Origin of the sequence: Amycolatopsis sp. A1MSW2902 (assembly GCF_017312175.1) — a bacterium.
GTDB lineage: Bacteria > Actinomycetota > Actinomycetes > Mycobacteriales > Pseudonocardiaceae > Amycolatopsis > Amycolatopsis nivea.
This window is the reverse complement of sequence record NZ_QJPO01000001.1, coordinates 538,656-562,077: the sequence shown is the minus strand read 5'-3', so window position 1 is coordinate 562,077 and position 23,422 is coordinate 538,656. Positions and strand designations below refer to the sequence as shown.

27 protein-coding genes are annotated in these 23,422 nt (G+C 69.6%); 19 read left to right on the top strand and 8 right to left on the bottom strand.

The features are described from left to right. The first annotated feature begins 6 nt into the window (after window positions 1–6). Genes DMP23_RS02605 through DMP23_RS02565 form a run of 9 tightly spaced genes read left to right on the top strand, consistent with a single transcriptional unit; the run spans window position 7 to window position 6,195 of the window. Entirely contained in the window at window positions 7–1,017 is a 1,011-nt protein-coding gene (locus DMP23_RS02605) for a 2Fe-2S iron-sulfur cluster binding domain-containing protein (RefSeq protein WP_337820055.1), read from the top strand. Between the two features lie 15 nt (window positions 1,018–1,032). Further along, entirely contained in the window at window positions 1,033–1,368 is a 336-nt protein-coding gene (locus DMP23_RS02600; RefSeq protein ID WP_043840212.1) for a Rieske 2Fe-2S domain-containing protein, read from the top strand. A 33-nt stretch (window positions 1,369–1,401) separates the two neighbouring features. Further along, a complete protein-coding gene (gene pxpA, locus DMP23_RS02595; RefSeq protein ID WP_337820054.1) occupies window positions 1,402–2,124 on the top strand; it encodes a 5-oxoprolinase subunit PxpA in 723 nt (240 codons plus the stop codon). Between the two features lie 38 nt (window positions 2,125–2,162). After that, window positions 2,163–2,411, top strand: a complete 249-nt coding sequence (locus DMP23_RS02590) for an acetyl-CoA carboxylase (protein ID WP_037717008.1) — start codon at window positions 2,163–2,165, stop codon at window positions 2,409–2,411. Continuing rightward, on the top strand, window positions 2,408–3,766 hold the full coding sequence (locus DMP23_RS02585) for an acetyl-CoA carboxylase biotin carboxylase subunit (RefSeq protein WP_337820053.1): 1,359 nt from the start codon (window positions 2,408–2,410) through the stop codon (window positions 3,764–3,766). Before DMP23_RS02590 ends, DMP23_RS02585 begins: the two co-directional genes overlap by 4 nt. Then, on the top strand, window positions 3,763–4,653 hold the full coding sequence (locus DMP23_RS02580) for a 5-oxoprolinase subunit B family protein (RefSeq protein ID WP_337820052.1): 891 nt from the start codon (window positions 3,763–3,765) through the stop codon (window positions 4,651–4,653). The genes DMP23_RS02585 and DMP23_RS02580 overlap by 4 nt, the downstream gene beginning before the upstream one ends. Further along, window positions 4,643–5,608: a biotin-dependent carboxyltransferase family protein gene (locus DMP23_RS02575; protein WP_337820051.1), complete on the top strand. Its 966-nt coding sequence runs from the start codon at window positions 4,643–4,645 to the stop codon at window positions 5,606–5,608. Before DMP23_RS02580 ends, DMP23_RS02575 begins: the two co-directional genes overlap by 11 nt. 12 nt (window positions 5,609–5,620) lie before the next feature. Beyond that, complete coding sequence (locus DMP23_RS02570) at window positions 5,621–5,806, top strand: tautomerase family protein (protein WP_043840203.1); 186 nt, start codon at window positions 5,621–5,623, stop codon at window positions 5,804–5,806. Further along, entirely contained in the window at window positions 5,806–6,195 is a 390-nt protein-coding gene (locus DMP23_RS02565; RefSeq protein WP_238607311.1) for an SRPBCC family protein, read from the top strand. The genes DMP23_RS02570 and DMP23_RS02565 overlap by 1 nt, the downstream gene beginning before the upstream one ends. Window positions 6,196–6,243: 48 nt before the next feature. Here DMP23_RS02565 and DMP23_RS02560 read toward each other — a convergent pair whose 3' ends face one another. After that, window positions 6,244–7,107, bottom strand: a complete 864-nt coding sequence (locus tag DMP23_RS02560; protein ID WP_337820050.1) for an MBL fold metallo-hydrolase — start codon at window positions 7,105–7,107, stop codon at window positions 6,244–6,246. 91 nt (window positions 7,108–7,198) lie between these two features. On the opposite strand from DMP23_RS02560, the gene DMP23_RS02555 reads away from it, so the two are divergent. Genes DMP23_RS02555 through DMP23_RS02545 form a run of 3 tightly spaced genes read left to right on the top strand, consistent with a single transcriptional unit; the run spans window position 7,199 to window position 9,250 of the window. After that, on the top strand, window positions 7,199–7,396 hold the full coding sequence (locus DMP23_RS02555) for a hypothetical protein (protein WP_337820049.1): 198 nt from the start codon (window positions 7,199–7,201) through the stop codon (window positions 7,394–7,396). Next, on the top strand, window positions 7,383–8,699 hold the full coding sequence (locus DMP23_RS02550; RefSeq protein ID WP_337820048.1) for an amidase: 1,317 nt from the start codon (window positions 7,383–7,385) through the stop codon (window positions 8,697–8,699). The genes DMP23_RS02555 and DMP23_RS02550 overlap by 14 nt, the downstream gene beginning before the upstream one ends. Continuing rightward, entirely contained in the window at window positions 8,696–9,250 is a 555-nt protein-coding gene (locus tag DMP23_RS02545; RefSeq protein ID WP_043840193.1) for a TetR/AcrR family transcriptional regulator, read from the top strand. Before DMP23_RS02550 ends, DMP23_RS02545 begins: the two co-directional genes overlap by 4 nt. Here the strand turns inward: DMP23_RS02545 and DMP23_RS02540 are convergent. The 4 genes from DMP23_RS02540 to DMP23_RS02525 all read right to left on the bottom strand — a co-directional run bounded on the left by DMP23_RS02540 (window position 9,247) and on the right by DMP23_RS02525 (window position 15,123). Further along, entirely contained in the window at window positions 9,247–10,440 is a 1,194-nt protein-coding gene (locus DMP23_RS02540; RefSeq protein WP_337820047.1) for a GNAT family N-acetyltransferase, read from the bottom strand. The two genes, DMP23_RS02545 and DMP23_RS02540, sit on opposite strands and share 4 nt — an antisense overlap. Window positions 10,441–10,511: 71 nt before the next feature. After that, window positions 10,512–11,336, bottom strand: coding sequence for a xanthine dehydrogenase accessory protein XdhC (gene xdhC / locus DMP23_RS02535; RefSeq protein ID WP_275294648.1), 825 nt, complete (start codon window positions 11,334–11,336; stop codon window positions 10,512–10,514). Then, window positions 11,333–13,702 (bottom strand): xanthine dehydrogenase molybdopterin binding subunit, encoded by a 2,370-nt coding sequence (gene xdhB / locus DMP23_RS02530; RefSeq protein ID WP_337820046.1) that lies wholly within the window; start codon window positions 13,700–13,702, stop codon window positions 11,333–11,335. Before xdhB ends, xdhC begins: the two co-directional genes overlap by 4 nt. Then, window positions 13,699–15,123: a xanthine dehydrogenase small subunit gene (locus DMP23_RS02525; RefSeq protein WP_336158405.1), complete on the bottom strand. Its 1,425-nt coding sequence runs from the start codon at window positions 15,121–15,123 to the stop codon at window positions 13,699–13,701. The genes xdhB and DMP23_RS02525 overlap by 4 nt, the downstream gene beginning before the upstream one ends. Window positions 15,124–15,541: 418 nt before the next feature. On the opposite strand from DMP23_RS02525, the gene DMP23_RS02520 reads away from it, so the two are divergent. Further along, window positions 15,542–16,240 (top strand): hypothetical protein, encoded by a 699-nt coding sequence (locus DMP23_RS02520; RefSeq protein ID WP_337820045.1) that lies wholly within the window; start codon window positions 15,542–15,544, stop codon window positions 16,238–16,240. Between the two features lie 49 nt (window positions 16,241–16,289). Next, window positions 16,290–17,684: an MFS transporter gene (locus DMP23_RS02515; protein WP_337820044.1), complete on the top strand. Its 1,395-nt coding sequence runs from the start codon at window positions 16,290–16,292 to the stop codon at window positions 17,682–17,684. A 52-nt stretch (window positions 17,685–17,736) separates the two neighbouring features. Here DMP23_RS02515 and DMP23_RS02510 read toward each other — a convergent pair whose 3' ends face one another. From DMP23_RS02510 to DMP23_RS02500, 3 genes are read right to left on the bottom strand one after another with little or no spacing between them, the layout of a single operon-like run. Next, a complete protein-coding gene (locus DMP23_RS02510) occupies window positions 17,737–18,159 on the bottom strand; it encodes a DUF2871 domain-containing protein (protein ID WP_337820043.1) in 423 nt (140 codons plus the stop codon). After that, the gene (locus DMP23_RS02505) at window positions 18,156–18,854 is read right to left on the bottom strand and encodes an ABC transporter ATP-binding protein (RefSeq protein WP_275294652.1); all 699 of its coding nucleotides are present in this window, start codon (window positions 18,852–18,854) and stop codon (window positions 18,156–18,158) included. The genes DMP23_RS02510 and DMP23_RS02505 overlap by 4 nt, the downstream gene beginning before the upstream one ends. After that, window positions 18,854–19,870: an ABC transporter permease gene (locus DMP23_RS02500; protein ID WP_337820042.1), complete on the bottom strand. Its 1,017-nt coding sequence runs from the start codon at window positions 19,868–19,870 to the stop codon at window positions 18,854–18,856. The genes DMP23_RS02505 and DMP23_RS02500 overlap by 1 nt, the downstream gene beginning before the upstream one ends. 171 nt (window positions 19,871–20,041) lie before the next feature. On the opposite strand from DMP23_RS02500, the gene DMP23_RS02495 reads away from it, so the two are divergent. From DMP23_RS02495 to DMP23_RS02475, 5 genes are all read left to right on the top strand, one after another. Further along, on the top strand, window positions 20,042–21,217 hold the full coding sequence (locus DMP23_RS02495) for a sensor histidine kinase (RefSeq protein WP_337820041.1): 1,176 nt from the start codon (window positions 20,042–20,044) through the stop codon (window positions 21,215–21,217). Further along, on the top strand, window positions 21,214–21,831 hold the full coding sequence (locus DMP23_RS02490) for a response regulator transcription factor (protein ID WP_337820040.1): 618 nt from the start codon (window positions 21,214–21,216) through the stop codon (window positions 21,829–21,831). The genes DMP23_RS02495 and DMP23_RS02490 overlap by 4 nt, the downstream gene beginning before the upstream one ends. A 75-nt stretch (window positions 21,832–21,906) precedes the next feature. Continuing rightward, complete coding sequence (locus DMP23_RS02485; protein ID WP_337820039.1) at window positions 21,907–22,284, top strand: hypothetical protein; 378 nt, start codon at window positions 21,907–21,909, stop codon at window positions 22,282–22,284. A 102-nt stretch (window positions 22,285–22,386) separates the two neighbouring features. Continuing rightward, window positions 22,387–22,902: a hypothetical protein gene (locus DMP23_RS02480; RefSeq protein WP_337820038.1), complete on the top strand. Its 516-nt coding sequence runs from the start codon at window positions 22,387–22,389 to the stop codon at window positions 22,900–22,902. 27 nt (window positions 22,903–22,929) lie between these two features. Next, window positions 22,930–23,346, top strand: coding sequence for a hypothetical protein (locus tag DMP23_RS02475; protein ID WP_337820037.1), 417 nt, complete (start codon window positions 22,930–22,932; stop codon window positions 23,344–23,346). Window positions 23,347–23,422: the final 76 nt, after the last annotated feature.

The following is a 23,422-nucleotide window of genomic DNA, read 5'->3' as shown; positions in this document are numbered from 1 at the left end:
CCGGCCATGACGACCGAACACCACGTCCTCCTGCGGGGGACCGGCGTTCGCTTTCCCTGCGCGGAGGGCGACACGCTGCTGCGTGCCGCCCTCCGCGCGGGGGTCGGCCTCAGCTACGAGTGCAACAGCGGAGCCTGCGGAAGCTGCCGGTACGAGCTGCTGGAGGGTGACGTCCGCACGCGCTGGGCGGACGCGCCCGGGCTCAGTGCCCGCGACCGGCGCAAGGGCCGCAGGCTGGCCTGCCAGAGCGAACCGGCGAGCGACTGCGTCGTCGACCTGAGCTCGGCGCCGGAACCCGCGCCGCACCGGCCGATCCGGCAGCGCGCCCAGTTGCGCGAGGTGCACCAGCTCACGCACGACATGGCCGAATTCGTGTTCGTCGCGGAAAAGCACGCCGCGTTCAGTGCCGGGCAGTACGCGATGCTCGGGTTCCCCAGCGGCATCGAACGCGCGTACTCGATGAGCAATCTCGGGAACTGCCAGCGGGAATGGAAATTCGTCGTCAAGCGGTCGCCGGGCGGGAAAGCGACGTCGATCCTCTTCGACGGGCTCGACCTCGGCGAGACGATCGAACTGGACGGCCCGTACGGCCAGGCGTACTACCGCGCCGGCGACGACCGCGACATCGTGTGCGTCGCGGGCGGTTCCGGGCTCGGCGCGATGGCGAGCGTCGTGCTCGGCGCGGCTGCGCAGGCGAACGCCGCCGAGCGCACGGTCCATTTGTTCTGCGGCGGCCGTGCTCCGCGCGATCTGCACATTCCGGAAGCGATGGCGATGGCGGGCCGCCGGCTGCGCGCACTCCACGTGCACACCGCTGTTTCCGAACCCGGCGCGGCGGATTCCGAATCGCACCAAGGATTCGTGCACGAGGCCGTGGTCGCGAAACTGGGCGAGACGCTGACTGACTTCACTTACTACGCCGCCGGGCCGCCCGCGATGACCGACGCGCTCGCCCGCGCGCTGGTGCTGGACGGCGGGCTCGCCGCCGACCGGCTCCACTTCGACCGGTTCAGCTGAGAAAGGAGCTTCCGCATGGGTTTCGTGCGGGTGTGCAGCCTCGACGACGTCTGGGAAGGCGACATGGAGTCGTTCGAGGTGGGGGACAAGGAAGTGCTCGTCGCCCACCTCGACGGCGGAGAGGTCGTCGCGACCCAGGCGATCTGCCCGCACCAGCAGGTCGAACTGGTCGAGGGCGAACTGGACAAGAAAACCCTCATGTGCAAAAGCCACCTGTGGACGTTCGACCTCACCACCTGCCAGGGCATCAACCCGGGCCACGCGCAGCTCGCCCGGTACCCGGTCCGGCTCGAGGGCGACGACGTCTACATCGACCCCGACGGGGACACCCCGAAGATCGCGCATTCCTGACGGAATTCCGGAAAGAGACAAGGAACAGCACTCATGGTTGCCATCAACTGCGACATGGGCGAGGCCTACAGCATCTACCGCTGCGGCGACGACGAGGGCATCATGCCCTACATCACGGTCGCGAACGTCGCCTGCGGCTTCCACGCCGCCGACCCGGTCGTCATGCGGCGCACGGTCGCGCTGGCGCACGAGCATTCGGTGAAGGTGGGCGCCCACCCGTCGTTCCCGGACCGCGACGGGTTCGGCAGGCGGGAGCTGAAGATGGAGCCCGCGGAACTCACCGCCGCGGTGGTGTACCAGGTCGGCGCGCTGACCGGATTCCTCGCCGAGCACGGCATGCCGCTCAACCACATCAAACCGCACGGCGCGCTGTACGGCCTGGCCTCGCGGGACGAGACGGTCGCGCGGGCGATCGCCGAGGCGGCCGACGTCTTCGACGTGCCGCTGATGGGCATGGCCAACACCGTGCACGAGAAGGTGTGGGGCAAGCGCAGCCAGGGCTTCATTGCCGAGTACTACACCGACCTGGACTACCGTGCCGACGGTTCGCTCATCATCACTCGCGAGCACGTTGCTTACGACCCGGCGATCGCCGCCGAGCGGTCCGTGCGCGCGGTCACCGAGGGGCTCGCGACCTCTGTGGACGGTCAGGACATCCCGATGCGCGCGGACTGCGTCTGTGTGCACTCGGACACTCCTGGCGCGGTGGATCTGGCGAAAAGCGTGCATGATGCGCTGACGCCATACCTGACCTGAATTCCGAACTTGTCCCTACCGAGTGCGAGGTGACGCTGATGTCCCGTCTCGAAGTGGTTTCGCCCATTCCCGGGGTCTTTTACCGCAAGCCCGACCCGGACAGCCCGGATTTCGTGAAGCCCGGCCAGAAGGTCGGCGCGGACGACACGGTCGGGCTGGTCGAGGTGATGAAGTCCTTCTACCCGGTGCCCGCTGGCGCGGCCGGGACCGTCGTGGAGTTCGCCGCCGACGCCGAGGCGGTCGTCGACGCGGGCCAGCCGCTGGTAGTGCTCGAGGTGGACGCATGAAACGGCTGCTGATCGCCAACCGCGGCGAGATCGCGGTCCGGATCATCCGCGCGGCGGGCGACCTGGGGATCGAGACGGTCGCGGTCGTCAGCGAGGCGGACCGCAGCGCCGCGCACGCGCTGCTCGCCGACCAGGTCGTCCCGATCGGCCCGGCCCCGGCGACGAAGAGCTACCTGGTGGCGGACGCGATCCTCGCCGCGGCGAAGGAAACCGGTGCGGACGCGGTGCACCCGGGCTACGGATTCCTGTCCGAGCGCGCGTCGTTCGCCGCGGCGGTGGCGGACGCGGGGCTCACGTTTGTCGGTCCGGACGCCTCGGTCATCGAGCAGATGGGGGACAAGGTCCGGGCGCGGCAGGTCGCGCAGGCGGCCGGGGTGCCGACGGTGCCCGGGACGCCCGGCGGAGTGTCCGATGTGGCCGAAGCGGTCGCCGCGGCGGGCGAGATCGGGTATCCGATCATGCTGAAGGCGGCGGCGGGCGGCGGCGGTCGCGGGATCCGGGTCGTCGCGAACGAGGCCGAACTGAAGGTCGCGTTCCCGCAGGCATCCGGCGAGGCCGCGAGTGCGTTCGGCGACGGGCAGATGTACCTCGAGCGGTTCGTGCGGGCCGCGCGGCACGTCGAGGTGCAGGTGCTCGGCGACGGTTCCGAGACGGTGCACGTCTTCGAGCGCGAGTGTTCGCTGCAACGGCGGCGGCAGAAGGTGGTCGAGGAGGCGCCGTCGCCGGGCATCGACGAGCGGATCCGGACCGAGATGACCGCCGCGGCCGTGCGGCTGTGCAAGGAGGTCGGCTACCGCAGCGCGGGCACCTGCGAGTTCCTCGTGGACGACGACACCGGCGAGTTCTTCTTCATCGAGATGAACACCCGGATCCAGGTGGAGCACCCGGTCACCGAGCTGATCACCGGGATCGACCTGGTCGCCGAGCAGCTGCGGATCGCGGCCGGGGAACCGTTGCGGTTCCGGCAAGCGGACGTGACCAAGCGCGGGCACGCCGTCGAATTCCGGGTCTGCGCGGAAGACCCGGAGCGCGATTTCCTTCCCGGGCCCGGGAAGATCGGCGACGTCCGGTTGCCGGGCGGCCCGTGGGTCCGCACCGACACGTGGCTCGCGCCGGGCAGCCAGGTCCCGCCGTTCTACGACTCCTTGGTGGCCAAGGTGATCGTGTGGGGCGACGACCGGCCGACCGCGTTGCGCCGGGCGAAGCGCGCACTGTCCGAATTGGTCGTCGAAGGCGTTCCCACCACCACGACGCTGCTCGTCGAACTTCTCGGGCAGCAATGGTTCGCCGACGGCGCGTTCACCACCGGCACGCTCGAAGAGTGGCTCACGAAGCGGGCGGAGGCGGGCGCATGAGCGGCGCGACTCCCGCCCGGTACAGCTGGGGCGGCGACGAGCACATTTTCGTCGAGCTGGCCGAGGAAATGAGCCTGCAGGCCAACTTCCGCGCGATGGCGATCACCACGTCGCTGCGCGAGAACCGGCCGGACGGCGTCATCGAAATCTGCCCGGCGAACGCGTCCTATCAGGTCCGGTACGACCCGGACGTCATCGAACCGCGCACCCTGATGGCGCATTTGCGCGACATCGAGGAGAAGGTCGGCGACGCCGCGGACTTCAGCCTGTCGACGCGGGTGGTCGAGATTCCGGTGCTGTACCAGGATCCGTGGACGACTGAAACGCTGATGCGCTTCCGCGACCGGCATCAGGACCCGGACGCCACCGACATCGAGTACGCCGCGCGGATCAACGGATACGCCGGGGCGGAAGAATTCATCGCCGCACACAGCGGTGCGCCGTGGTTCGTCTCGATGGTGGGGTTCGTCGCGGGGCTGCCGTTCATGTACCAGATGGTGCCCCGGGAACGGCAGATCGTCGTGCCGAAGTACCTGCGGCCGCGCACGGACACTCCTAAGCAGACAGTCGGCTACGGCGGCTGCTTCAGCTGCATTTACTCGGTGCGCGGCGCGGGCGGGTACCAGATGTTCGGCATCACGCCCGCACCGATTTACGATCCGGCGCAGGAACTGCCGGACTTCGGCGAGTTCATGGTGTTCTTCCGGCCCGGCGACATCGTGCGGTTCAAGCCGATCGGCCGGGACGCCTACGACGACCACGTCAAGGAGGTCGAGGCCGGGACGTTCCGGATCCGTTCGCGCCCGGTCGACTTCGGGCTGCGCGAGTACCTCGACGACCCGGACGGCTTCACCGCGGGACTGATGGAGGTGCTCCGTGCCGATTGAGGTCCGCCAGCCCGGACTGGCCACGACGATCCAGGACGCCGGCCGCAACGGCTATTACGACGTCGGCATCCCGCCCTCGGGCGCGCTCGACCAGTACTCGTACTCGGTCGCGAACCGCTTGGTGGGCAACGATCCCGGTGCGGCCGTGCTCGAATGTGTCTACATGGGACCCGAGCTGCACTTCACCGAGGACACCGTCATCGCGATCACCGGTGCAGAACTTCCGCCGAAACTCAACGGCGAGGAACGGCCGTTGTGGGAAGCGTTCGCGGTAAAAGCGGGCGATGTCCTCACCTTCGGCTTCTGCAAACGCGGCGCTCGCGCGTATATCGCGGTGAGCGGCGGCGTTGACGTCCCCTTGGTGTTGGGCAGCCGATCCACCTACGGACTGGGAAAGCTCGGCGGGATCAGCGGAGCGCCGCTCGTCGCCGGAGACGTGATTCCAGTCGGCACCGGTACGGGCGTCGCTGGGCGCGCACTGCCGGAATCCTTGCGCCCGGCGTTGTCGAAGGAGATCGAAGTCCGCGTGGTGATGGGGCTTTACGACCAAGTGCTCACCGACGCGGGCCGCGCGACGTTCCTGGACACCGACTGGACGCTCACCCCGGTCGCCGACCGGGTCGGTTTCCGGTACCAGGGCGCGCACTTGGAAACCAAGCCGCGCACTCCGCCGTTCGGCGCCGGACAGGACCCGTCGAACATCGTGGACGCGCCTTACCCGATCGGCTCGATCCAGGTTCCCGGTGGAGTCGAACCGATCATCCTGCACCGCGACGCGGTGTCCGGCGGCGGGTACATGATGGTCGGCACTGTGCTCAGCGGAGACCTGGACCTGGTGGCGCAGTCCGCGCCGAACACCCGCACCCGTTTCGTCGCGGTCGAGCTGGACGAAGCGCTCGCCATCCGCCGCGAATACCGGGCCCGCACCCAGCGGGCCGCTGAATCCCTGAGCTGACAAGGAGTTCCCATGCCGCACGTCCAGATCGACTGGTTCCCCGGTCGCACCACCGAGCAGAAGCGCGAGCTGGCCGAGGTGCTGACCCGCGAGATCTGCCGGATCGGCGACTGCGCCCCGGAATCGGTCGGCATCGTGTTCACCGACGTCGACACCGCGAACTGGGCGCGGGCGGGCAAGCTTTTCTCGGACAGCTGATGGCCGCCCTGCGCTCCCATGTCCTGATCGACGCCCCCGCCGACGCGGTCTGGCAGGTGATCGGCGATCCCGCGGCGGTCGCCGACTGGTTCCCCTCGATGAAGTCCTCCACCGGCGACACCCGGCACCGCACCGTGGTGCTGGGGGACGGTTCGGTCCTGGAAGAGGCCGTCGTCACTCATGACCCGGCCCGGCGACGGCTGCAGTACCGGGTGACCGGCGGCGATCTCCCCGTCACCGATCACCTCGGCACGGTGGACGTCCTGGAGATCGAGCCAGGCCGGTCGATCGTCGTGTACAGCACGGAAATCTCGCCGGACTCGCTGGCCGACGCCTTCGACGGGGCGATCAGCGAAGCCGTCGCCGGCTTGCCGACCTACCTGTCCTGAGGTCCGTGAAGGACTCCTTGCGGGACTCAGATTCCCTCAAGGAGTCCTTCACGGCTTTTCCACGAGCCGGTAGCTGGACCCGTGCCGCACCAGATGGCCGCCGGTGGGCGGGGTGAAGTGTGTGCCCAGTACGAGCGCGCGCGAATCGGCCAGTTCGGCGAGCAGGCGGCGGCGGGTTTTCTCGGATTCCGCCGGGTCGATGTCCACCGACGCGCCGATCTCCGGGTGCGCGAACTGCACCGGATGGTGCACCGCGTCCCCGGTGATGAGCGCGGTCTCGCCGGCACTGCGCAGTTCGATCGAGACGTGCCCCGGCGTGTGGCCGGGCGTCGGCAGCAAGCGCACGCCGGACACGATTTCCGCCCCGGCCGCTGGGACGTCGACCAGGTCCAGCAGGCCCGCGCGTTCCACTGGCAGCACGGAATCCTCGAACATCTGCCGTCGCGGTTCGTCCATCGCGTAGCCCGCCCAGAACTCTCGCTCGGCGCGGGCGGTGACATGCCGCGCGGAGGGGAACGTCGGCACCCACTCGCCGTCCTGCTCGCGCGTGTTCCAGCCGACGTGGTCGGCGTGCAGGTGGGTGAGCAGCACCAGGTCCACCTCGTCCGGCGCGAACCCGGCGGCGGCCAGCGCGTCCAGGTATCCGGTGTCGAGACCGTGCCACGCCGGGTTGGCGCGGGTCTTCCCGTTGCCGATCCCGGTGTCCACGAGGATCTTCATCCCGTCCTTCTCGAACGCGAAACTGTGACTGTGCAAGCGGATCGAGCCGCCGTCGGCGAAGTCCGGCCGCAGCCAGTCCTCGCCCGAGACGACCTCGGCGGTCGCGCCGGGGAGCAGCCACGGCCCGGTCGCGGCGGGGAATTCGATCTCGTCGATCCGGTGGACAGCGATCTCGCCGACGGTCCAGGACATGGGCAACGCCTCCTTAACGCAACATGTTTGCGTTAAGCCACGGTAGCCGCTACTGTCGCTTAACGCAAACGCTTAGCTTTTAGGAGTCCTTGTGCCCGACCTGACCCCCGAGGAGGCGGCGAGCCTGGCCGCCCGAGCCGGATTGCCGCTGGCTGCCGCCCGGCATTCCGACGTCGCCGCCGTCGCCAACCACATCCACTCCGTGGTGACTGTCCTGCGCGACCTGGATTTCGGCGACACCCCGCCGGCTTCCCTCTACCGCGCGGAGGAGAGCCATGTCGCTCGCTGACCTCACTCTCACCGAAGCCTCCGCCGCGATCCGGGACCGTCGGGTGTCGCCGACGGAGCTGGTCGAAGATGTCCTGGCGCGCATCGAAGAGGTGGAACCCCGGCTGCACGCGTACGTCACGGTGGACGCCGATCGGGCTCGTGCGGAAGCCGCGGAACTCGGCGACCTCCGGGGCCCGCTGCACGGCATCCCCATGGGGTTGAAGGACCTGATCGACGTCGCCGGAACCGCGACCACCGCCAGTTCCCAAGTCCGCGCCGGACATCGCGCCGAGCGGGACAGCACTGTCGCTGCCCAGCTCAAGGCCGCCGGAACGGTCCTCCTCGGCAAAACCCACACGCACGAATTCGCTTACGGCCTCACGACTCCGCAGACGCACAACGCCCGCAATCCGTCCCGGGTCGCCGGAGGATCTAGCGGCGGTTCGGCGGTAGCCGTCGCCGCGGGTGCCGCGACTTTCGCCCTCGGCACCGACACCGGCGGCTCGATCCGGGTCCCCGCCGCGCTGAACGGAGTCGTCGGCCTCAAACCGACTTACGGGCTCATCCCGCGGAACGGCGTGACGTCGGTGTCCTGGTCGCTGGACCACGTCGGCCCGATCACCCGCACCGTGGAGGACGCCGCGCTGGTCCTGTCCGTCCTTATTGGACAGTCGTTCCCCCTTGGCGAAGATCTGACCGGGCTCCGCGTCGGGGTGCCGGGCAACTACTACTTCGACCACCTCGACCCGGTAGTGGAAGCCGCCGTCCGCGAGGCGATCGACCACCTCGTCGAACTGGGCGCGGAGCTGGTCGACGTCGAAGTCCCGATGACCCGCTACCTCCAGGCGACGCACTGGGGCCTGATGGTTCCCGAGGCCACGGCGTATCACGAACGAAGCATCCGCAGCGTGCCCGACCAGTACACCGCCGACGTCCGCGTGCTGCTCGAAGCCGGCGAGCTGATGAGCGCGGGGGACTACCTGCGTGCCCAACGCACCCGCACCCTCATGCGCCAGGAATGGACGCGGCTGTTCGACAAGATCGACGTTCTCGCCGCGCCGACCGTCCCGACCACCGCCGTTCCCGCCGGACAGGAGACCATCACCTGGTCGGACGGGAGCGTCGAAACAGTCTCGGACGCGTACATCCGGCTCTCGGCCCCAGCGAACATCACCGGCGTGCCCGCCTTGACGCTCCCGATCGGCGACGATCCCGACGGGATGCCGATCGGGCTGCAACTCCTTGCCCGGCCGCACGGCGAGTCCGTGCTGCTGCGGACCGGACACGCACTGGAACGGGCGCGGCTTACAGTGGCACGGTGAGCCAGAAGCGGATGGTGCGCCCGGGCGGGCGCAGTGCGCGAGTCCAGGAATCGGTGCACGCCGCCGTCCGCGACCTGATCGCCGAATCGGGCCGGGACGCGCTGACCGTGCCGCAGGTCGCCGCCCGCGCGGGCGTCACGCCGTCGACGATCTACCGGCGCTGGGGCGACCTGCAGGAACTCCTGTCGGACGTCGCGGTCGAGCGGCTGCGCCCGGAAGCCCCGCCGGAGGACCACGGTTCGCTGGCGGAGGACCTGACGGCGTGGACCGAACTGTTCCTGGACGAAATGTCTTCGCCGGCGGGCCGGGCTTACATCCGCGACGCGCTGCTCGGCGATCCGGACGGCAGCAACGCCGGACAGTGCTCCGCATACGCCGTCGACCAGGTGGAAGTGGTCCTGGCCAGGGCGGTCGCCCGGGGCGAGGCCGCACCGGCGGCGGAGACGGTGATGGACCGGGTGGTGGCCCCGATCATGTACCGAATCCTGTTCCGCCCGGACGGCCTCGACGCGGCGTACGCGCGCCGGTTGGCGGCTGAGGTGCTGGTTTAGAACCAGTGCACGCAGTGGGGTGCGCGATCCGATCGGAACAGCGCGTCCGCCGCCCCGGCCGCGTCTCCGTGGTGCGCCTGAACATGCCCAGCCCGCACCAGCACACTAGGCAAGGTCCCGCCAAGATAAATCGACCCGAGATCGCTTACATCCAGCGACAAGTCCGGCGGGAGATCCGTCCGCACGCACTCCGCCTTCCCGTCGCGCACCGTGAGCCGGTACCGGCCGCTCTCCGCCAGGAACGGGTCCGTCACGTCGAGCACCAGCGACCCGTCCGTGAACCAACCACGGCTGGTCAGGGCGCGCGGGATGTCCAGCAAACGCACCCAGAGCCAGTCCGTCGTGGTGGGCTCGCCCGCGCGCAGGTCCGCCAGCTGCCAGCGCAGCGGGTTTCCTGGCGGGAGGTGCCGGAAGTCGATCTTCTTCACCAGGTCATGCCCCAGCAGGTACTCGGTGAGCGAGGTGAAAGCCGCGTCGTCGACGGCGATGACCTCGTCGACGGTCAGGACGGCGTCGTTGACCAGGTAGCTCGCGTACCCGTCAGCAGTGCCGTCCGCGTCGCGGTGAACGGCGAGGTATCGCGGCTCCGGGCCAGTTGGCGGATGTCCCGCGCCCAGCGCCCACCAGCGGTGCGGACGCGACAACGCGCCGGGCTGGGTGCGGCGGTAGCGGTCGTAGATCTCTTCCAGCAGCTCACCGCAGTCGACGCGCCGGAGCAACTCGACGGACCCGGTCGCGACCGGCGTACCTCCACGTGGGGCACCGAAACCGGAGCGGTGCCGTTCGACGGTCATCTGCTCCGTGTAGGTGGCCGGTCCGTAGCCGAATCGCCGGTAGATCACCGCTTCGGAGCAGAGCAGGACCGACAGGAACTCCCCGCGAGCACGCACGTCGGCGAGGTGTTCCTGCATCATCGCGCGCAGCACGCCCTGCCGCCGGTGCGTCGGCAGCACCCCGACGGCGGTCACGCCGGCGGCGGAGGCGAGCACGTCGCCCGGAAGCGTGAGATCGAAGGAGTACGCGCCGGTGGTGCCGACCGGTTTCCCGTCCGGCGCGTGGGCGATCAAACTCCGTTCGCTCTCGAAAGCGCCCAGGATCCCGCTGCCCGCCGAGTCGGGCCAGTACCGGCCGAACGCGGCCTGCACGGTGCTGAAGAAGAGCTCGTAGTCGTTGTTGCGCCGGATTTCCATCGCAGGAGGCCCCCAGGAGCTGACGGTGTCTCCCCGTATCCCAGTCGTGCTCCCGGGGGCAGGCAAGCGATTTACGCCTTCAGTGCTCCCGGCTGGACGCGCGCCTGGAATTTCTGCAGCAACGAAGCCGCGACGCTCACCGCGATCACCGCCGGTTCCTTCCCGGTCAGGTCCGGAAGCCCGATCGGCGTCGTGATCCGGGACAGCGCCGCCTCGTCGTGCCCGAGGTCGGTCAGCCGCTTCCGGAACCGCGACCACTTCCCGGCGGACCCGATCAGCCCGATCGACCCGCACGTGCCGCTGCGCAGAGCCGCGTCGCACAGCGCGATGTCCTCGGCGTGGTCGTGCGTCATGATCAGCACGTGCGTGCCCGCGGGCAGCTCCGACAGCACCGTCTCCGGCAGCAGCGGGACCTGGTGGACGTGCACGCTGGCCACGGCGTCGTCGAGCACCGCCAGCCGTTCCGCAGTGAGCTGCTCGGGTCGGCTGTCGATCAGGTGCAGCGAAACCTCGTGCCGGGCGAGCACCCGCGCCAGCTCGAGGCCGACGTGCCCGACCCCGAAGACCGCCACCGCCGGACGCACCGGAAGCGGCTCGAACAACAGCGTCATCGTCCCTCCGCAGCATTGCACGCCGTGCTGGTAAGGAGCCTTGTCGGACAACGAAAGCGTTTGCAGCACCGGCGCGGTCGCGTTGTCCCGCAGCAGCTCCCGGGCCCGCTCGATCGCGACCGCCTCGGCGTTGCCGCCGCCGATCGTGCCGTGCGTTTCCGACGAGCCGACCACCATTTTCGCGCCGCCCTCGCGCGGGGTGTGCCCGCGCGAGGACGTCACGGTGACGAGCACGCCCGGCAGCCCCGCGTCCCGCAGGTGCTGGACCGCGCTGAGCCAGTTCACGGCTGGCCCACCAGATCCGGTACCTGCTCCTCGACCACCGGAGCGGCGGTGACGGCACGGTCGATCGCCCAGAACACGGCCTCCGGCGTCGCCGGCGAAGCGAGGTCGACGCTGTGCCCGGGCTCGCCGAACGCGGAGACCGCCTGCCGCAACGCTTCCCGCACCGCGAAGGCCAGCATCAACGGCGGTTCGCCGACCGCCTTCGAGCCGTAGACCGCGCCTTCTTCGGTGGCGTCGGTGAGCAGCGTGACGTTGAAGACCTCCGGCATCTCCGAAAAACTCGGCAGCTTGTACGTGCTCGCCGCCTGGGTCGCGAGCCGTCCGCGAGAGGGCCGGTCGGACTCGTCCCAGCGCAGGTCTTCCAGGGTCAGCCAGCCCATGCCCTGCACGAACCCGCCCTCGATCTGGCCGATGTCGATCAGCGGGGACAGGCTGTCGCCGACGTCGTGCACGATGTCGACCCGTCGCGTCCGGTACGCGCCGGTGAAGTCGTCCACCTCGACCTCGGCCAGCGCCGCGCCGTAGGCGAAGTACTTGAACGGGGTGCCGCTCATCGTCGCGGAATCCCAGCTCAGGCCCTCGGTCCGGTAGTACCCGGCCGCGGAAAGGTGCACTCGGTCGAAGTAGGCCGCGTGGACGAGTTCGTCCCAGCCGATCTCCTCGCCGGACGGGGTGCGCGCGGCGCCGCGGACGATCCGGACGTCGCTTTCGGGCACGCCGAGCTTGCCCGCCGCGACGGTGAGAAGCCGGTCGCGGATCTGCTCGCAGGCGTTCTTGACCGCGCCGCCGTTGAGGTCCGCGCCCGAACTCGCCGCGGTGGCCGAGGTGTTCGGCACCTTGTCCGTCCGGGTCGGGGCCAGCCGCACCTTTTCCGGCGGCACGCCCAGCGCGGTCGCGGCCACCTGCAGCATCTTCGTGTGCAGGCCCTGGCCCATTTCGGTGCCGCCGTGGTTGATCAGCACCGAGCCGTCCTTGTAGACGTGCACCAGCGCGCCGGCCTGGTTGAACGCGGTGAGGTTGAACGAAATCCCGAACTTCACCGGCGTGATCGCGAGGCCGCGCTTGGAATGCGCGTGCTTCGCGTTGTACGCCGCGATCTCGGCCTGCCGCTTATCGGCGTCGCCCGAGTCCAGCAGCTGCTGCCAGATCCGGTGGATGCGTTCCGGGTGCCGCACCGGCATGCCGTACGGCGTCTCCTGGCCTTCGGAGTAGAAGTTGCGCCGCCGCAGTTCGGTCGGGTCGATGCCGAGCAACGGCGCGCAGCGGCCGAGGATGTCCTCGATCACCAGCATGCCCTGCGGCCCGCCGAAGCCGCGGAACGCGGTCTGCGACGTCTTGTTCGTCTTCGCGATCCGCCCCAGCGCGCGGACGTGCGGGATCCAGTAGGCGTTGTCGACGTGGCACAGCGCACGGGCGAGCACCGGTTCGGACAGGTCGAGGCTCCAGCCGCCGTCCGCGGTCAGCACGACGTCCAACGCCTGCAGTTTGCCGTCAGAATCGAAGCCGACGCTCCATTCGGCGCGGAAACCGTGCCGTTTGCCGGTCATCGTCATGTCCTGGGTGCGGGTGAGCCGCAGCCGCACCGGACGTCCGGTGAGCGTCGCGCCGAGCGCGGCGACGGCGGCGTACCCGTGCGGCTGCCATTCCTTGCCGCCGAACCCGCCGCCCATCCGCAGGCTCTGCACGGTGACCTCGTGGCTGTGCTTGCCCAGCACGTGCGCCACGATGTCCTGCGTTTCCGACGGATGCTGCGTGCTGCTCTGCACGAAAACCTGGTCGGACTCGTCGACGTGCGCCAGCGCGCACTGGGTTTCCAGGTAGAAGTGCTCCTGTCCGGCGAAGTCGAATTCGCCGCGGAAAACGTGTGCTGAACTGGCCATCGCCGGGTCGACGTCGCCGCGCGCCACCACTCGCGGCTCGCCCTGGAAACTGCCCGCGGCGATCGCGTCGGCGACGGTCACCAGCGACGGCAGCGCTTCGGTGTCCACCTCGACGGCCGCCGCGCCCAGCCGCGCCGCTTCCAGCGTCTCGCCGAGCACCCAGGCCACCGCGTGGCCGTAGAACATGACCTCGGACGGGAACAGCGGTTCGTCGTGGTGCACGCCGGAATCGTTGACGCCAGGGACATCCGCCGCGGTGAGGACGCGGACCACGCCGGGTACGGCTTCCGCTGCCCCGGTGCGGATCGCGAGCACCTTCGCGTGCGCCTCAGGTACCTGTACGGGGTATGCGTGCAGGACGTCTTTCGTGCGGGCGACAAGGTCGTCGGTGTACAGCGCGGTGCCCCGGACGTGCGCGGCGGCGGCTTCGTGCGGACGGGCGATCCCGATGGACGGGCTTTCCGGGCGTTCAGAAAGTGCGCTCATGCTCGTGCTCCCTCAAGAGAGTCGGCGTGAAGTTTCAGCAGGCTGCGGCCCAGCGTCGCGGCGCGGTAGGCGGCACTCGCGCGATGGTCGTCCATCGGCGTGCCCTCGCCGCGCAGGATTTCCGCTGCGGCGCGGACGGTTTCCTCGTTCCAGGACTGTCCGACGAGTGCCGCTTCGGTGTCTTTGGCGCGAATCGGCGTCGCGGCGACCCCGCCAAGGCCGATCTGGGCGGTGCGCACGAGACCGTCCTCGATGTCGAGCGCGAACGCGACGGCGACGCTGGAGATGTCGTCGAACCGCCGCTTGGCGACCTTGTGGAACGCGGTGGTCCCGGCCAGTGGCAAGGGAATCCGCACGGATCGGATCAGTTCGTCTTGCCGTCGCACACTTTGCCGGTATCCGGTGAAATACTCGTCGAGCGGCACTTCGCGCTCTCCGTCCACAGAGGACAACACGACGCTTGCGCCCAGGGCGAGCAACACCGGTGCGGAGTCGCCGATGGGCGAACCGGTGCCGAGGTTTCCGCCGAGTGTCGCGGTGTTCCGGATCAGCCGCGACGCGAACTGCGGAATCAGCTGGCTCAGCAACGGCACCCGGCCGTCGAGGCGGCGGTCCATTTCGGTGAGGCTCAGCCCGGCCCCGATTTCGATGGTGTCCGCGCCGATGTTCAGCACCTGCAGTTCCGGCACGCGGTCGATGGCGACGACGAAGTCCGCCCGGACGCCGCGGATGTTCACCTCGACGCCCCAGTCCGTCGACCCGGCCACGAAAGTCGCGTTAGGACGGTCGTGGCGCAGTTGCAGCGCTTCGCTCCAGCTGGCCGGGCGGAGGTAATCCCGTCCGTCGTCGTGCAGTCGCGTCGCAACGGGTTCCGGCGCGCGGCAGGTGCGGCGCTGTGCCAGCGGATCCTCGGCCGGGGGAGCGCCGAGCGCGTGCGCGGCGTCGCGGATCGGCCGGTATCCGGTGCAGCGGCAGAGGTTTCCGCTCAGCGCGTGGATGTCGAAGCCGTTCGGCGCGTGCTCGTCGCCGGTCGCGGCGCGGTCGCCGCGGTAGTACTCAGCGGCCATGCTGCAGACGAACCCGGGAGTGCAGTAACCGCACTGGGATCCGCCGCGCACGGCCATTTCGTGCTGCACCGGGTGCAAGTCCTCAGTGGACCCGAGACCCTCGGCCGTCCACACTTCCTGCCCGTCCAGCGATCCGACCGGGGCGAGGCACGCGTTGATCGCGACCAGGTCCGTCGGGGATTCGACGCCGGGCCGCGCGACCAGGATCGCGCACGCGCCGCATTCGCCTTCGGCGCAGCCCTCCTTGCAACTGGTCAGGCCCTGTCCGCGGAGCCAGTCCAGTGCCGTGGTGTGCACGGGAACGGCGCCGATCGCGGTGCGTTTCCCGTTGACGGTCACCTCGGGGTCGACCATCGGAGTTCCTCTCGTCTTTTCTCGGCTGGGGCCACGGCCGCCGACGCGCCGGGTCGGCGCAGGTCAGGGGACCGTGGGAGGAGCGGCAACGGGAAAGCGATCCCGTGCGCGGAGCGTGACCGAGCGGAGACCGCTCAGCGCCGCGTTGGCCAGCCGTGCGCGACGCGCCCCTTGTTCCAAGCGGACTGGCGCGTGCGCTGACGGAGGTCGGCGAGCTGTCCGGAAGTCAGAAGCACGCGCACCTCCTCGAGAGCGAACGGAACGGACGGTGCGGGCGCACCGCCGTCGACGAAGCGTAACGCCGGTCTCAGCCCGAGACAAGAGCCGGGGTCGCCCGGAAGGAGACCCAGCACACACTTCCAAATACCCCCATGGGGTATAAAGTTCGTGCCGTCGAGAACGAGCGAAGGAGAGTCCGATGAATGTCAACGGCACCGCACTTTCGGCAGGCGAGGTCCAGCTCGGCGCAGTGCGCGCCCCGGTTCGAGCGGGGGAGGACGGCGAGCTGTCGTTCACCGTCGCCACTGCCGGCGGAAAACCGGTAACCAAGTACGAGGAGGCGCACGGCAAGCAGTTGCACCTGATCGTGGTCCGCAGCGACGGCGCGCATTTCCGGCACCGTCATCCGGTGCTCGACCCGGAAACCGGCGTCTGGACGATCCCGTGGACCTGGGACGCGGCAGGCACCTACCGCGTCTTCACCGATCTGACCCCGGCGGGCGGCGAGAGCGTGACGCTGTCGCGGACGGTCGAGGTCGTCGGTGACTACCAGCCGCAGGCCGCGGAACCGGTCGCAGTGAGCGAGGTCGACGGCTACGAGGTGGCTCTCGAAGGCGTGCTAGCGGCTGGCACCGGAACGATGCTGACCGCGCGCGTAACCCGGGACGGGCAGCCGGTCACCGATCTGGAGCCGTACCTGGGTTCGTTCGGGCACCTGGTCGCGCTGCGTCAGGGCGACCTCGCCTACCTGCACATCCACGCGCTCGACGACGGGAAACCCGGCCCGGACATCCGTTTCCACGCCGAGGCCCCGACGACCGGCCGCTACCTGCTGTACCTCGACTTCCAGGCCGAGGGCGTCGTGCGCACCGCCGCCTTCGTCCTCGACGCCGCCTGAGCAGCCGCATGCCGTGCTGCCGTTCCCCTTGAAGAGAAAGCGAAAGACGATGACTGCTGCCCCGGAAACCCGGCCGAACATCCTCCGCTGGTGGGCGCTCGGACTGATCGCCCTTGCCCAGTTCATGGTGATCATGGACACCTCGATCATCGGCGTCGCGCTGCCGCGCATGCGCGACGCCCTCGGCTTCACGCCCAGCACGCTGTCCTGGGTCTTCAACGCTTACGTGATCGCCTTCGGCGGCCTGCTGCTGCTAGGCGGGCGGCTGTCGGATTTGTTCGGCGCCAGAAGGCTTTTCGCCGCCGGATGGGCGATTCTCCTGGCCGGTTCGGTGCTCGCCGGGGCCGCCGGGAACGTGCCGGTCGAACTCGCCGGCCGGATCGTGCAGGGCGCGGGAGCCGCGCTCGTCGCCCCGTCCGCGCTGACGCTGCTGATGATGCTCTTCGGCAGCAACCCGAAGGAACTCACGAAAGCCCTTGCGCTGTACGGCGCGGCGGCTCCGGCCGGCGGTACCGCTGGGGTGTTCCTCGGCGGAGTGATCACCGAGTACCTGTCGTGGCCGTGGGTGTTCTACCTGAACGTGCCCATCGCGGTGCTCGCGCTGTTCGCCACCCGCGCCGTACTCCCCGGCGGGTCGGCCGGAACCCGTGGCACCGTGGACGTTTTTGGCGCACTGACCGTCACGCTCGGCCTGGGGACCCTGGTGTACGGAATCGTCCGCGCTCCGGAAGCGGGCTGGGCAGCAACGTGGATCGCGCTCGGTGCCGGTCTCGCGCTGCTCGCGGTTTTCGTTGTCCGGCAGGCGAAAGCCCGAACTCCGTTGATGCGGCTGTCGATCTTCCGTGCCCCGCGGCTCGGCGCGGCGAACCTGGCGCAGGTTTTCCTTGGCGCGGCGTGGATTCCGATGTGGTTCTTCCTGAACCTCTACCTGCAGCAGGTGCTCGGCTTCCGCGCCTTCCCGGCCGGTGCGGCGCTGCTGCCGATCACCGCGCTGATCATGCTGGGGATGATCGCCCTCGCCCCGCGGGTGATCGGCAAGTTCGGCCCGAAGCCGCCCATCGTCGCCGGGTTGCTGCTGCTGGCGGCCGGGCTGGGTTGGCTCGCCCTGGTGCGGGCGGACGGCAGCTTCTGGGTGGACGTCCTGCCCGCGTCGCTCGTCGCGGCGCTGGGGATGTCGCTGGCGTTCATCCCGTCGCTCGGCACGGCGATTTCCGCGGCCCGGCCGGAAGAAGGCGGCCTCGCGTCGGGGATCGTGAACACCGGCTACCAGGTGGGGTCGGCGCTGGGGCTGGCCGTGATGACCGCACTGGCGGCTGCGTCTGGCGCGGGCGCGCTCGGCGACCCGGCGGCGTTGACGAACGGCTACTCGGTCGCGTTCGTCGGTTCAGCGGTGATCGCCCTGGTTGGCGCCATCCTCGCGGCTCTCACTTTCCGCCGCCAGTAAGTACGTGAGGGGAACCCTCAGGGACTCTGATTCCCTGAGGGTTCCCCTCACGTCACGCCTTCGACTCGGCGGGCTTCCAGATCCGGCCGTGGAGACCGACGAACAACAGGACGAACGCGATCGTCAGCAGAATGTGCCCCAGCCCGGCGATCCCGGCGATCGCCGCGCCGGATTCCTTGCCCAGCACGGTGAGCGTGCCGTGCACGACCATTCCGCCGACCGTGACGAGCATCCCGGCGTGGTAAATCCAGAAGAACGGCGCGAACGACCTCGTCGCCGAGAGCGTGAACACCTTGTCCAGCACCAGGACGATCAGGAACACGAGCGTCCCGAGCGCGAGCAGGTGAGTGTGCACAATGGACAGCTGGGTGTCGCCGGTGAAGTGCTCCGCCTTGGTCAGCTCGCGGTAGTACAGCCCGCCGAGCAGGCCGAGGATCGTGTAGATCGCGGCGGCCCAGTAGATTTTCTTCGTCATCGGTTCTCCTCGGCTCCGGCCCGGGCCGGCTGGTGGATCCGTCCGTCGACGACCTCGTGCACCGAGTCGACCCCTTCGAGGTGGGAGCGGTCGTGGGTGACCAGCACGGTTGCCGTCGCCTGTTGATGCGTGATCGTAGTGAGCAGATCGATCACCGCCGCGCCGCGGTCCTGGTCCAGCGCGCTCGTCGGTTCGTCGACCAGCAGCACGGCGGGCTCGTTCATCAAGGCGCGCGCGATGTTGACCCGTTGCTGCTGTCCGCCGGAAAGACGGCCGGGCCGGTGCGTCGCGCGATCGGCCAGCCCGACGGCGTCGAGCAACTCCGCGGCCCGTTTCGCCGCCTCGCGGCGCGGCGTTCCGCTCAGGTGCGCCATCACTTCCAGCTGTTCCGCCGCGGTGAGCGACGCGAGCAGATTCGGTTGCTGGAACACGATCCCGATCTTGGTGCGCCGCAGTTCCGCCAGCGCGGCGCGGTCCAGCTCAGTGGTGTCGACGCCGCCGACGACCACGCGACCGCGATCAGGCCGGATGAGCGTCGCGGCGACGGCCAGCAGGCTCGATTTGCCGGACCCGGACGGTCCGACCACCGCGGCGACGCTCCCGGCGGGCACGTGGAGGTCGACCTGGTCGAGGGCGGTGAGGCGGGAATCGCCGTCGGGGTAGGTGAGGGTGATGCCGGACAGGTGCAGGCTCATCAGTGCGCTCCGGAGGTGAGGGCGGTCAGCGGGTCGACGGACGTGATGCGGCGGACCGCGAGCGCGGCGCCGAGCACCCCGAGGGCCACCAGCACTGCCGCCGGGCCGAGCAAGGTGCCCGCGCTGAGCACGAACGGCACCGTCCCGGACGCGACCGCTCCGAGCGCGGCGGCGAGCCCGGTCCCGAGCGCGGTCCCGCCGACCAGCAGCACGACAACCTGGCCGAGCGCGTCCCGCAGCAGGTACTTCGTGGTCGCGCCGAGCGCTTTCAGCACCGCGATGTCGCGGCTGCGCTGGATCGTCCACACGGTGAAGAACGCGCCGATCACCAGCGCGGAGATCACGAACAGGAAGCCGCGCATGAGCTGGAGCGAGCCGTTTTCCGCCGAATACGAACCGATCGCGGACAACGCGTCGTCCTTCGTGACTGTCCGGGTGCCGAGGCGTGCGTCCGCGGTGGCGAGATCGGCGGACGGTCCGGTGGTCAGCGCGAGCACTGTCGCGTTTGGACCGGCGAGGTGCGTCCACACCACTGGGAGATGGCTGTAGGACGCGTCCCCGGAGATGGCGGACACGGTGACCTTCTGGCCTTGCAAGGTGAGCTGGTCGCCTGCGCGGGCCTTCAACGCGTCAGCCGCATCGGTGGACAGCACCGCGGTGCCCGGGCTCTGGGTTTGGACTCCGAACGCCGCCAAGGTCGCGGTGCGCTCGCCGACCGCCGCGCTGGCCGTGCTGATCGTGATCGGCTCCGCGTTGGTCACCCCCGGGACCCGGGCGTACTGCTCGGCTTGCGCACGGGTCACTGTGGACTGTCCAAACGAGAGCGATCCGCTGCCGGGCTCGGCGAAGACCAGGTGGTCGGCCTTCAACCCGGTGATCGCGGACGTGCTCTGCGCGGCCAGCCCCGCGGTCAGCCCGGACAACAACCCGACCAGCAACGTCATCAGCACGACGACGGTCCCCATCAACGCGAACCGCCCCTTGGCGAAGCGCAGATCCCGCCACGCGACGAACATGTGCGTCCCTTCCTTCTCGGTGTGCTTCCCAGCGTCGTCCGGCCGGGGCGCGGGGACATCGCGCCGCGGACGGTCCCCCGGGAATCGATGGGTGCACTCGCCGCTCAACCTTTCGATTGATGCGGATTCCGGCCGGGACCCGGACAATCGGCGGGGGAGGTAGCCGCTTTCGTGAACCCGCACACCCTCGACCGGCCGTTGCGCGTGCTGCGCGTCTGCCTGCACCTCCTGCTCGCCGGGCTGCTGGTGCTCGCCGTCGCGCGGGCTTTCGCCGACGGGGTGCCGCACGCGCCCGCGGTGCTGGCGGGCGCGTTGGTGATGGGCGGCGTCTACACCGCGGGCCCGCTGCTGCCTCGCGTCGGCCGGTTGCCGGGCGCGACGGCGGGGTGGCTGGCCGTATTGGGCGTCGCGTGGCTCGTGCTGCTGTGGCTCACGCCCGACGGGGTGTGGCTGGCTTTCCCGCTGTACTTCCTGCAAATGCACCTGCTGCCGACGCGCTGGGGCCCGGCCGTCGTCGCGCTGACCACGGTGCTGGCGATCGCCGGTTTCACGCGCCACCAAGGCGGATTCAGCGTCGGCGTGATCATCGGCCCGGCGCTCGGGGCGGCGGTCGCGATCGCCACCGTGCTCGGCTACCAGGCGCTCTACCGCGAGAGCGAGCAACGGCGGCAGCTCATCGAGGAGCTCCGCGAGACCCGCAACGACCTCGCCGCGATGGAACACTCCGCGGGCGTGCTAGCCGAACGGGAACGCCTCGCGCGGGAAATCCACGACACCCTCGCGCAGGGCCTTTCGAGCATCCACCTGCTGCTCCGCGCCGCCGAACGCGCGTTGCCGGACCGTCCCGACGCCGCGGTTCCGCACGTCACGCAAGCCCGGCAAGCCGCCCAGGACAACCTCACCGAAGCCCGCCGCCTCGTCTACGCGCTGGCCCCGGTGGAACTGGAAGGCGCGTCCTTGCCCGCGGCTTTGGAACGCCTGTGCGTGACCACACAACAGCGTTCCGGCCTGACTGTCCACTTTCACCTCAGCGGCACCCCGTTCGACGTGCCGACCGCGTACGAGGTCGCCTTGCTGCGGATCGCCCAGTCGGCGCTGGCCAACACCGTCCGGCACGCCGCGGCCGGTCGCGCCGAGCTGACCTTGAGTTACATGGACACGAGCATCACCCTGGACGCCGTGGACGACGGCATCGGCTTCGACCCGCAGGAAGTGCGCGGCGGCAGCGGCTTCGGCCTGCCCGCGATGCGCGCCCGCGCCCGCTCCCTCGGCGGCTCGTGGACGGTGGAATCGTCGCCCGGCAACGGCACCGCGCTGGCCGTGAGCTTCCCCGTGGACCCGCGATGATCCGCCTCCTGCTGGCCGACGACCACCCCGTCGTCCGCGCCGGATTGCGCGCCGTCCTGGAAACCGAACCGGACCTGGAAGTCGTCGCCGAAGCGTCCTCCGCCGAAGAGGCCGTGCGGCTGGCGGCAGGCGTGGACGTCGTGCTGATGGACCTCCAATTCGGCTCCGGAATGCACGGCTCCGAAGCAACCGCGGCGATCACTGCGGCGGCCAACGCGCCGAAAGTGCTGGTCCTGACGACGTACGACACCGACGGCGACATCCTGGCCGCGATCGAAGCAGGCGCGACCGGATACCTGCTGAAGGACGCCCCGCCGGAAGACCTCGCCGCCGCGGTGCGCAATGCCGCCACCGGACAGACCGTGTTGGCCCCCGCGGTCGCGCACCGGCTGATGAACCGCATGCGCACCCCGGCGGCCGCGTTGTCGCCGCGGGAAATCGAAGTGCTGGGTCTGGTCGCCGACGGATTGTCGAACCTGGAGATCAGCAAACGGCTGTTTTTGAGCCAGGCGACGGTGAAATCGCATCTGGTGCACATTTACACGAAGCTCGGGGTGGATTCCCGGACGGCTGCGGTGGCGGCGGGGAAGGCGCAGGGGCTGATCCGCCGCTGACGCGTACCGCTTCGGACCTGGCCCGCCCGCCCGCGACCGGACGACAATGGTTCCCGTCGAATCGAGGGAGGCGTCGTGAAGGAACACTGGAAAGACGAACCGGACGAGCACGATTATCCGGCGGCATTCGACTATCTCACCCTGGTCGCGCCCGAGGACATCGCGACTCGTCTGGTCGATCAGCTGAAAGACGCGAAGCTGACGCGCCGCAAAGCGAAGGACATCCTCCGGGCCAGCAAGCTGAAGCTTCTCCCGGAGGACAACGCGCACGTCGCGAAGGACCTCGAGAAGGTCAAGGACGGCAAAGCGCTGTCGCCGGTCCTGCTCGTCCGCGGGCACGGCCATCCCGGGTTCGAGACGGCCGACGACCTGGTGATCGCGGACGGTTACCACCGCGTGTGCGCTTCGTATCATCTCGACGAGAATGCCGACATTCCGTGCAAATTGATTTAACCCCGCTTGGATTCCGAAATGATTGCGAAGCCCGGCCGCTCGTAACGCCTGCTCGCGGTTGTCGATCTTTCGATGCGAGATCGACGAGACAGGCGGGGGCACGTGGACGAGCACGACATCGAGAGCCATCCGGACCTGATGGACCCGGATTGGCAGCGGCACGCCGAGAAGGAAGCCTGGACCGGCCTGCGCCGCGGCCGCCGCCGGGCGCGTCGGCGCAGGCTGGCCGCCATCTGGGGCGCGGTGGTGATCGTCGTGGCGGCGGCGGGGTTCTACCTGTGGAAGCAGGGGACGCGCGCGGAGGAAGTCGCCGGGAGCACTCCCGCCACACCCGCTCTGACCACCACCACCGCGCCCGCGCCGACCGATCTCCCGGACTCCGGGCACGTCGACCTGACCCGGCCGTTCCTCGACACCCCGGCGCAGAACTGGCCCGAGGGCATCGCCGGACTGAAGATCCCGGCCCCGGCGAAGGTCGGCTCGTTCTCCGCGAAGCAGGTGGGCGAGGCGCAGGAACAGGTCAAGCACGCGGTCGAGATCGCGCAGTTCGACCCGGACACCCAGGTCGGGCGGCATCCGTCCGGGTCCGTCGGTCTCTTCGCCCCGGACGCGCGCTAGGACCTGGAAGCCCACGTCCAGGGCTACGTGACCTACTTCGCCGAGGGCTACGACCTGCTTCCCGTGCCGCCGCGGATGACGGGGAGGATGACCGTCCGCCCCGGCGCATCCGGCGAGCTGGCGGTGCACGTCTCCTACGTGGTGGCCTACGCCTTCGACCCGGGCAGCCGCGTCGTCTACGGCCCCGCCGATCTGGAACCGTTCGTCCGGGTCGACCGCGACTACATCCTGCGCAGCGGCCCGCGGTGGGCGCCGGGCAGCCGCGGGCTGTGGACCGGCGACGGCGGCGGGTTCTACACCAGCATCGCGTGCCGCACGGGCAACCCCGAGGACCTCGCGCCCGCGTTCGGCGACCCGGACTACGGCGGTCCCTCGATGAGCCGGGCGCCGGGCCAGTTCGACCCGGACAAACCGTTGCCCACCAAGGGAAACTGCGGCGAGTAACCAGGCCGGGAACCGAACGGGGGATTCTCTGGAACCCGCCAGGACGCGGCCCGGTACCATCACTCCCGATGATCAC

Excerpts from the sequence above, each read along its gene's own strand:
- DMP23_RS02585 (WP_337820053.1), top strand. The coding sequence starts at position 2,408 with ATGAAACGGCTGCTGATCGCCAACCGCGGCGAGATCGCGGTCCGGATC.
- DMP23_RS02500 (WP_337820042.1), bottom strand. The coding sequence starts at position 19,870 with ATGTTCGTCGCGTGGCGGGATCTGCGCTTCGCCAAGGGGCGGTTCGCG.
- DMP23_RS02565 (WP_238607311.1), top strand. The coding sequence starts at position 5,806 with ATGGCCGCCCTGCGCTCCCATGTCCTGATCGACGCCCCCGCCGACGCG.
- DMP23_RS02515 (WP_337820044.1), top strand. The coding sequence starts at position 16,290 with ATGACTGCTGCCCCGGAAACCCGGCCGAACATCCTCCGCTGGTGGGCG.
- DMP23_RS02570 (WP_043840203.1), top strand. The coding sequence starts at position 5,621 with ATGCCGCACGTCCAGATCGACTGGTTCCCCGGTCGCACCACCGAGCAG.
- xdhB (WP_337820046.1), bottom strand. The coding sequence starts at position 13,702 with ATGAGCGCACTTTCTGAACGCCCGGAAAGCCCGTCCATCGGGATCGCC.
- DMP23_RS02520 (WP_337820045.1), top strand. The coding sequence starts at position 15,542 with ATGAATGTCAACGGCACCGCACTTTCGGCAGGCGAGGTCCAGCTCGGC.
- DMP23_RS02605 (WP_337820055.1), top strand. The coding sequence starts at position 7 with ATGACGACCGAACACCACGTCCTCCTGCGGGGGACCGGCGTTCGCTTT.
- DMP23_RS02560 (WP_337820050.1), bottom strand. The coding sequence starts at position 7,107 with ATGTCCTGGACCGTCGGCGAGATCGCTGTCCACCGGATCGACGAGATC.
- DMP23_RS02580 (WP_337820052.1), top strand. The coding sequence starts at position 3,763 with ATGAGCGGCGCGACTCCCGCCCGGTACAGCTGGGGCGGCGACGAGCAC.
- DMP23_RS02590 (WP_037717008.1), top strand. The coding sequence starts at position 2,163 with ATGTCCCGTCTCGAAGTGGTTTCGCCCATTCCCGGGGTCTTTTACCGC.
- DMP23_RS02600 (WP_043840212.1), top strand. The coding sequence starts at position 1,033 with ATGGGTTTCGTGCGGGTGTGCAGCCTCGACGACGTCTGGGAAGGCGAC.
- DMP23_RS02525 (WP_336158405.1), bottom strand. The coding sequence starts at position 15,123 with ATGGTCGACCCCGAGGTGACCGTCAACGGGAAACGCACCGCGATCGGC.
- DMP23_RS02540 (WP_337820047.1), bottom strand. The coding sequence starts at position 10,440 with ATGGAAATCCGGCGCAACAACGACTACGAGCTCTTCTTCAGCACCGTG.
- DMP23_RS02505 (WP_275294652.1), bottom strand. The coding sequence starts at position 18,854 with ATGAGCCTGCACCTGTCCGGCATCACCCTCACCTACCCCGACGGCGAT.
- DMP23_RS02510 (WP_337820043.1), bottom strand. The coding sequence starts at position 18,159 with ATGACGAAGAAAATCTACTGGGCCGCCGCGATCTACACGATCCTCGGC.
- pxpA (WP_337820054.1), top strand. The coding sequence starts at position 1,402 with ATGGTTGCCATCAACTGCGACATGGGCGAGGCCTACAGCATCTACCGC.
- DMP23_RS02490 (WP_337820040.1), top strand. The coding sequence starts at position 21,214 with ATGATCCGCCTCCTGCTGGCCGACGACCACCCCGTCGTCCGCGCCGGA.
- DMP23_RS02550 (WP_337820048.1), top strand. The coding sequence starts at position 7,383 with ATGTCGCTCGCTGACCTCACTCTCACCGAAGCCTCCGCCGCGATCCGG.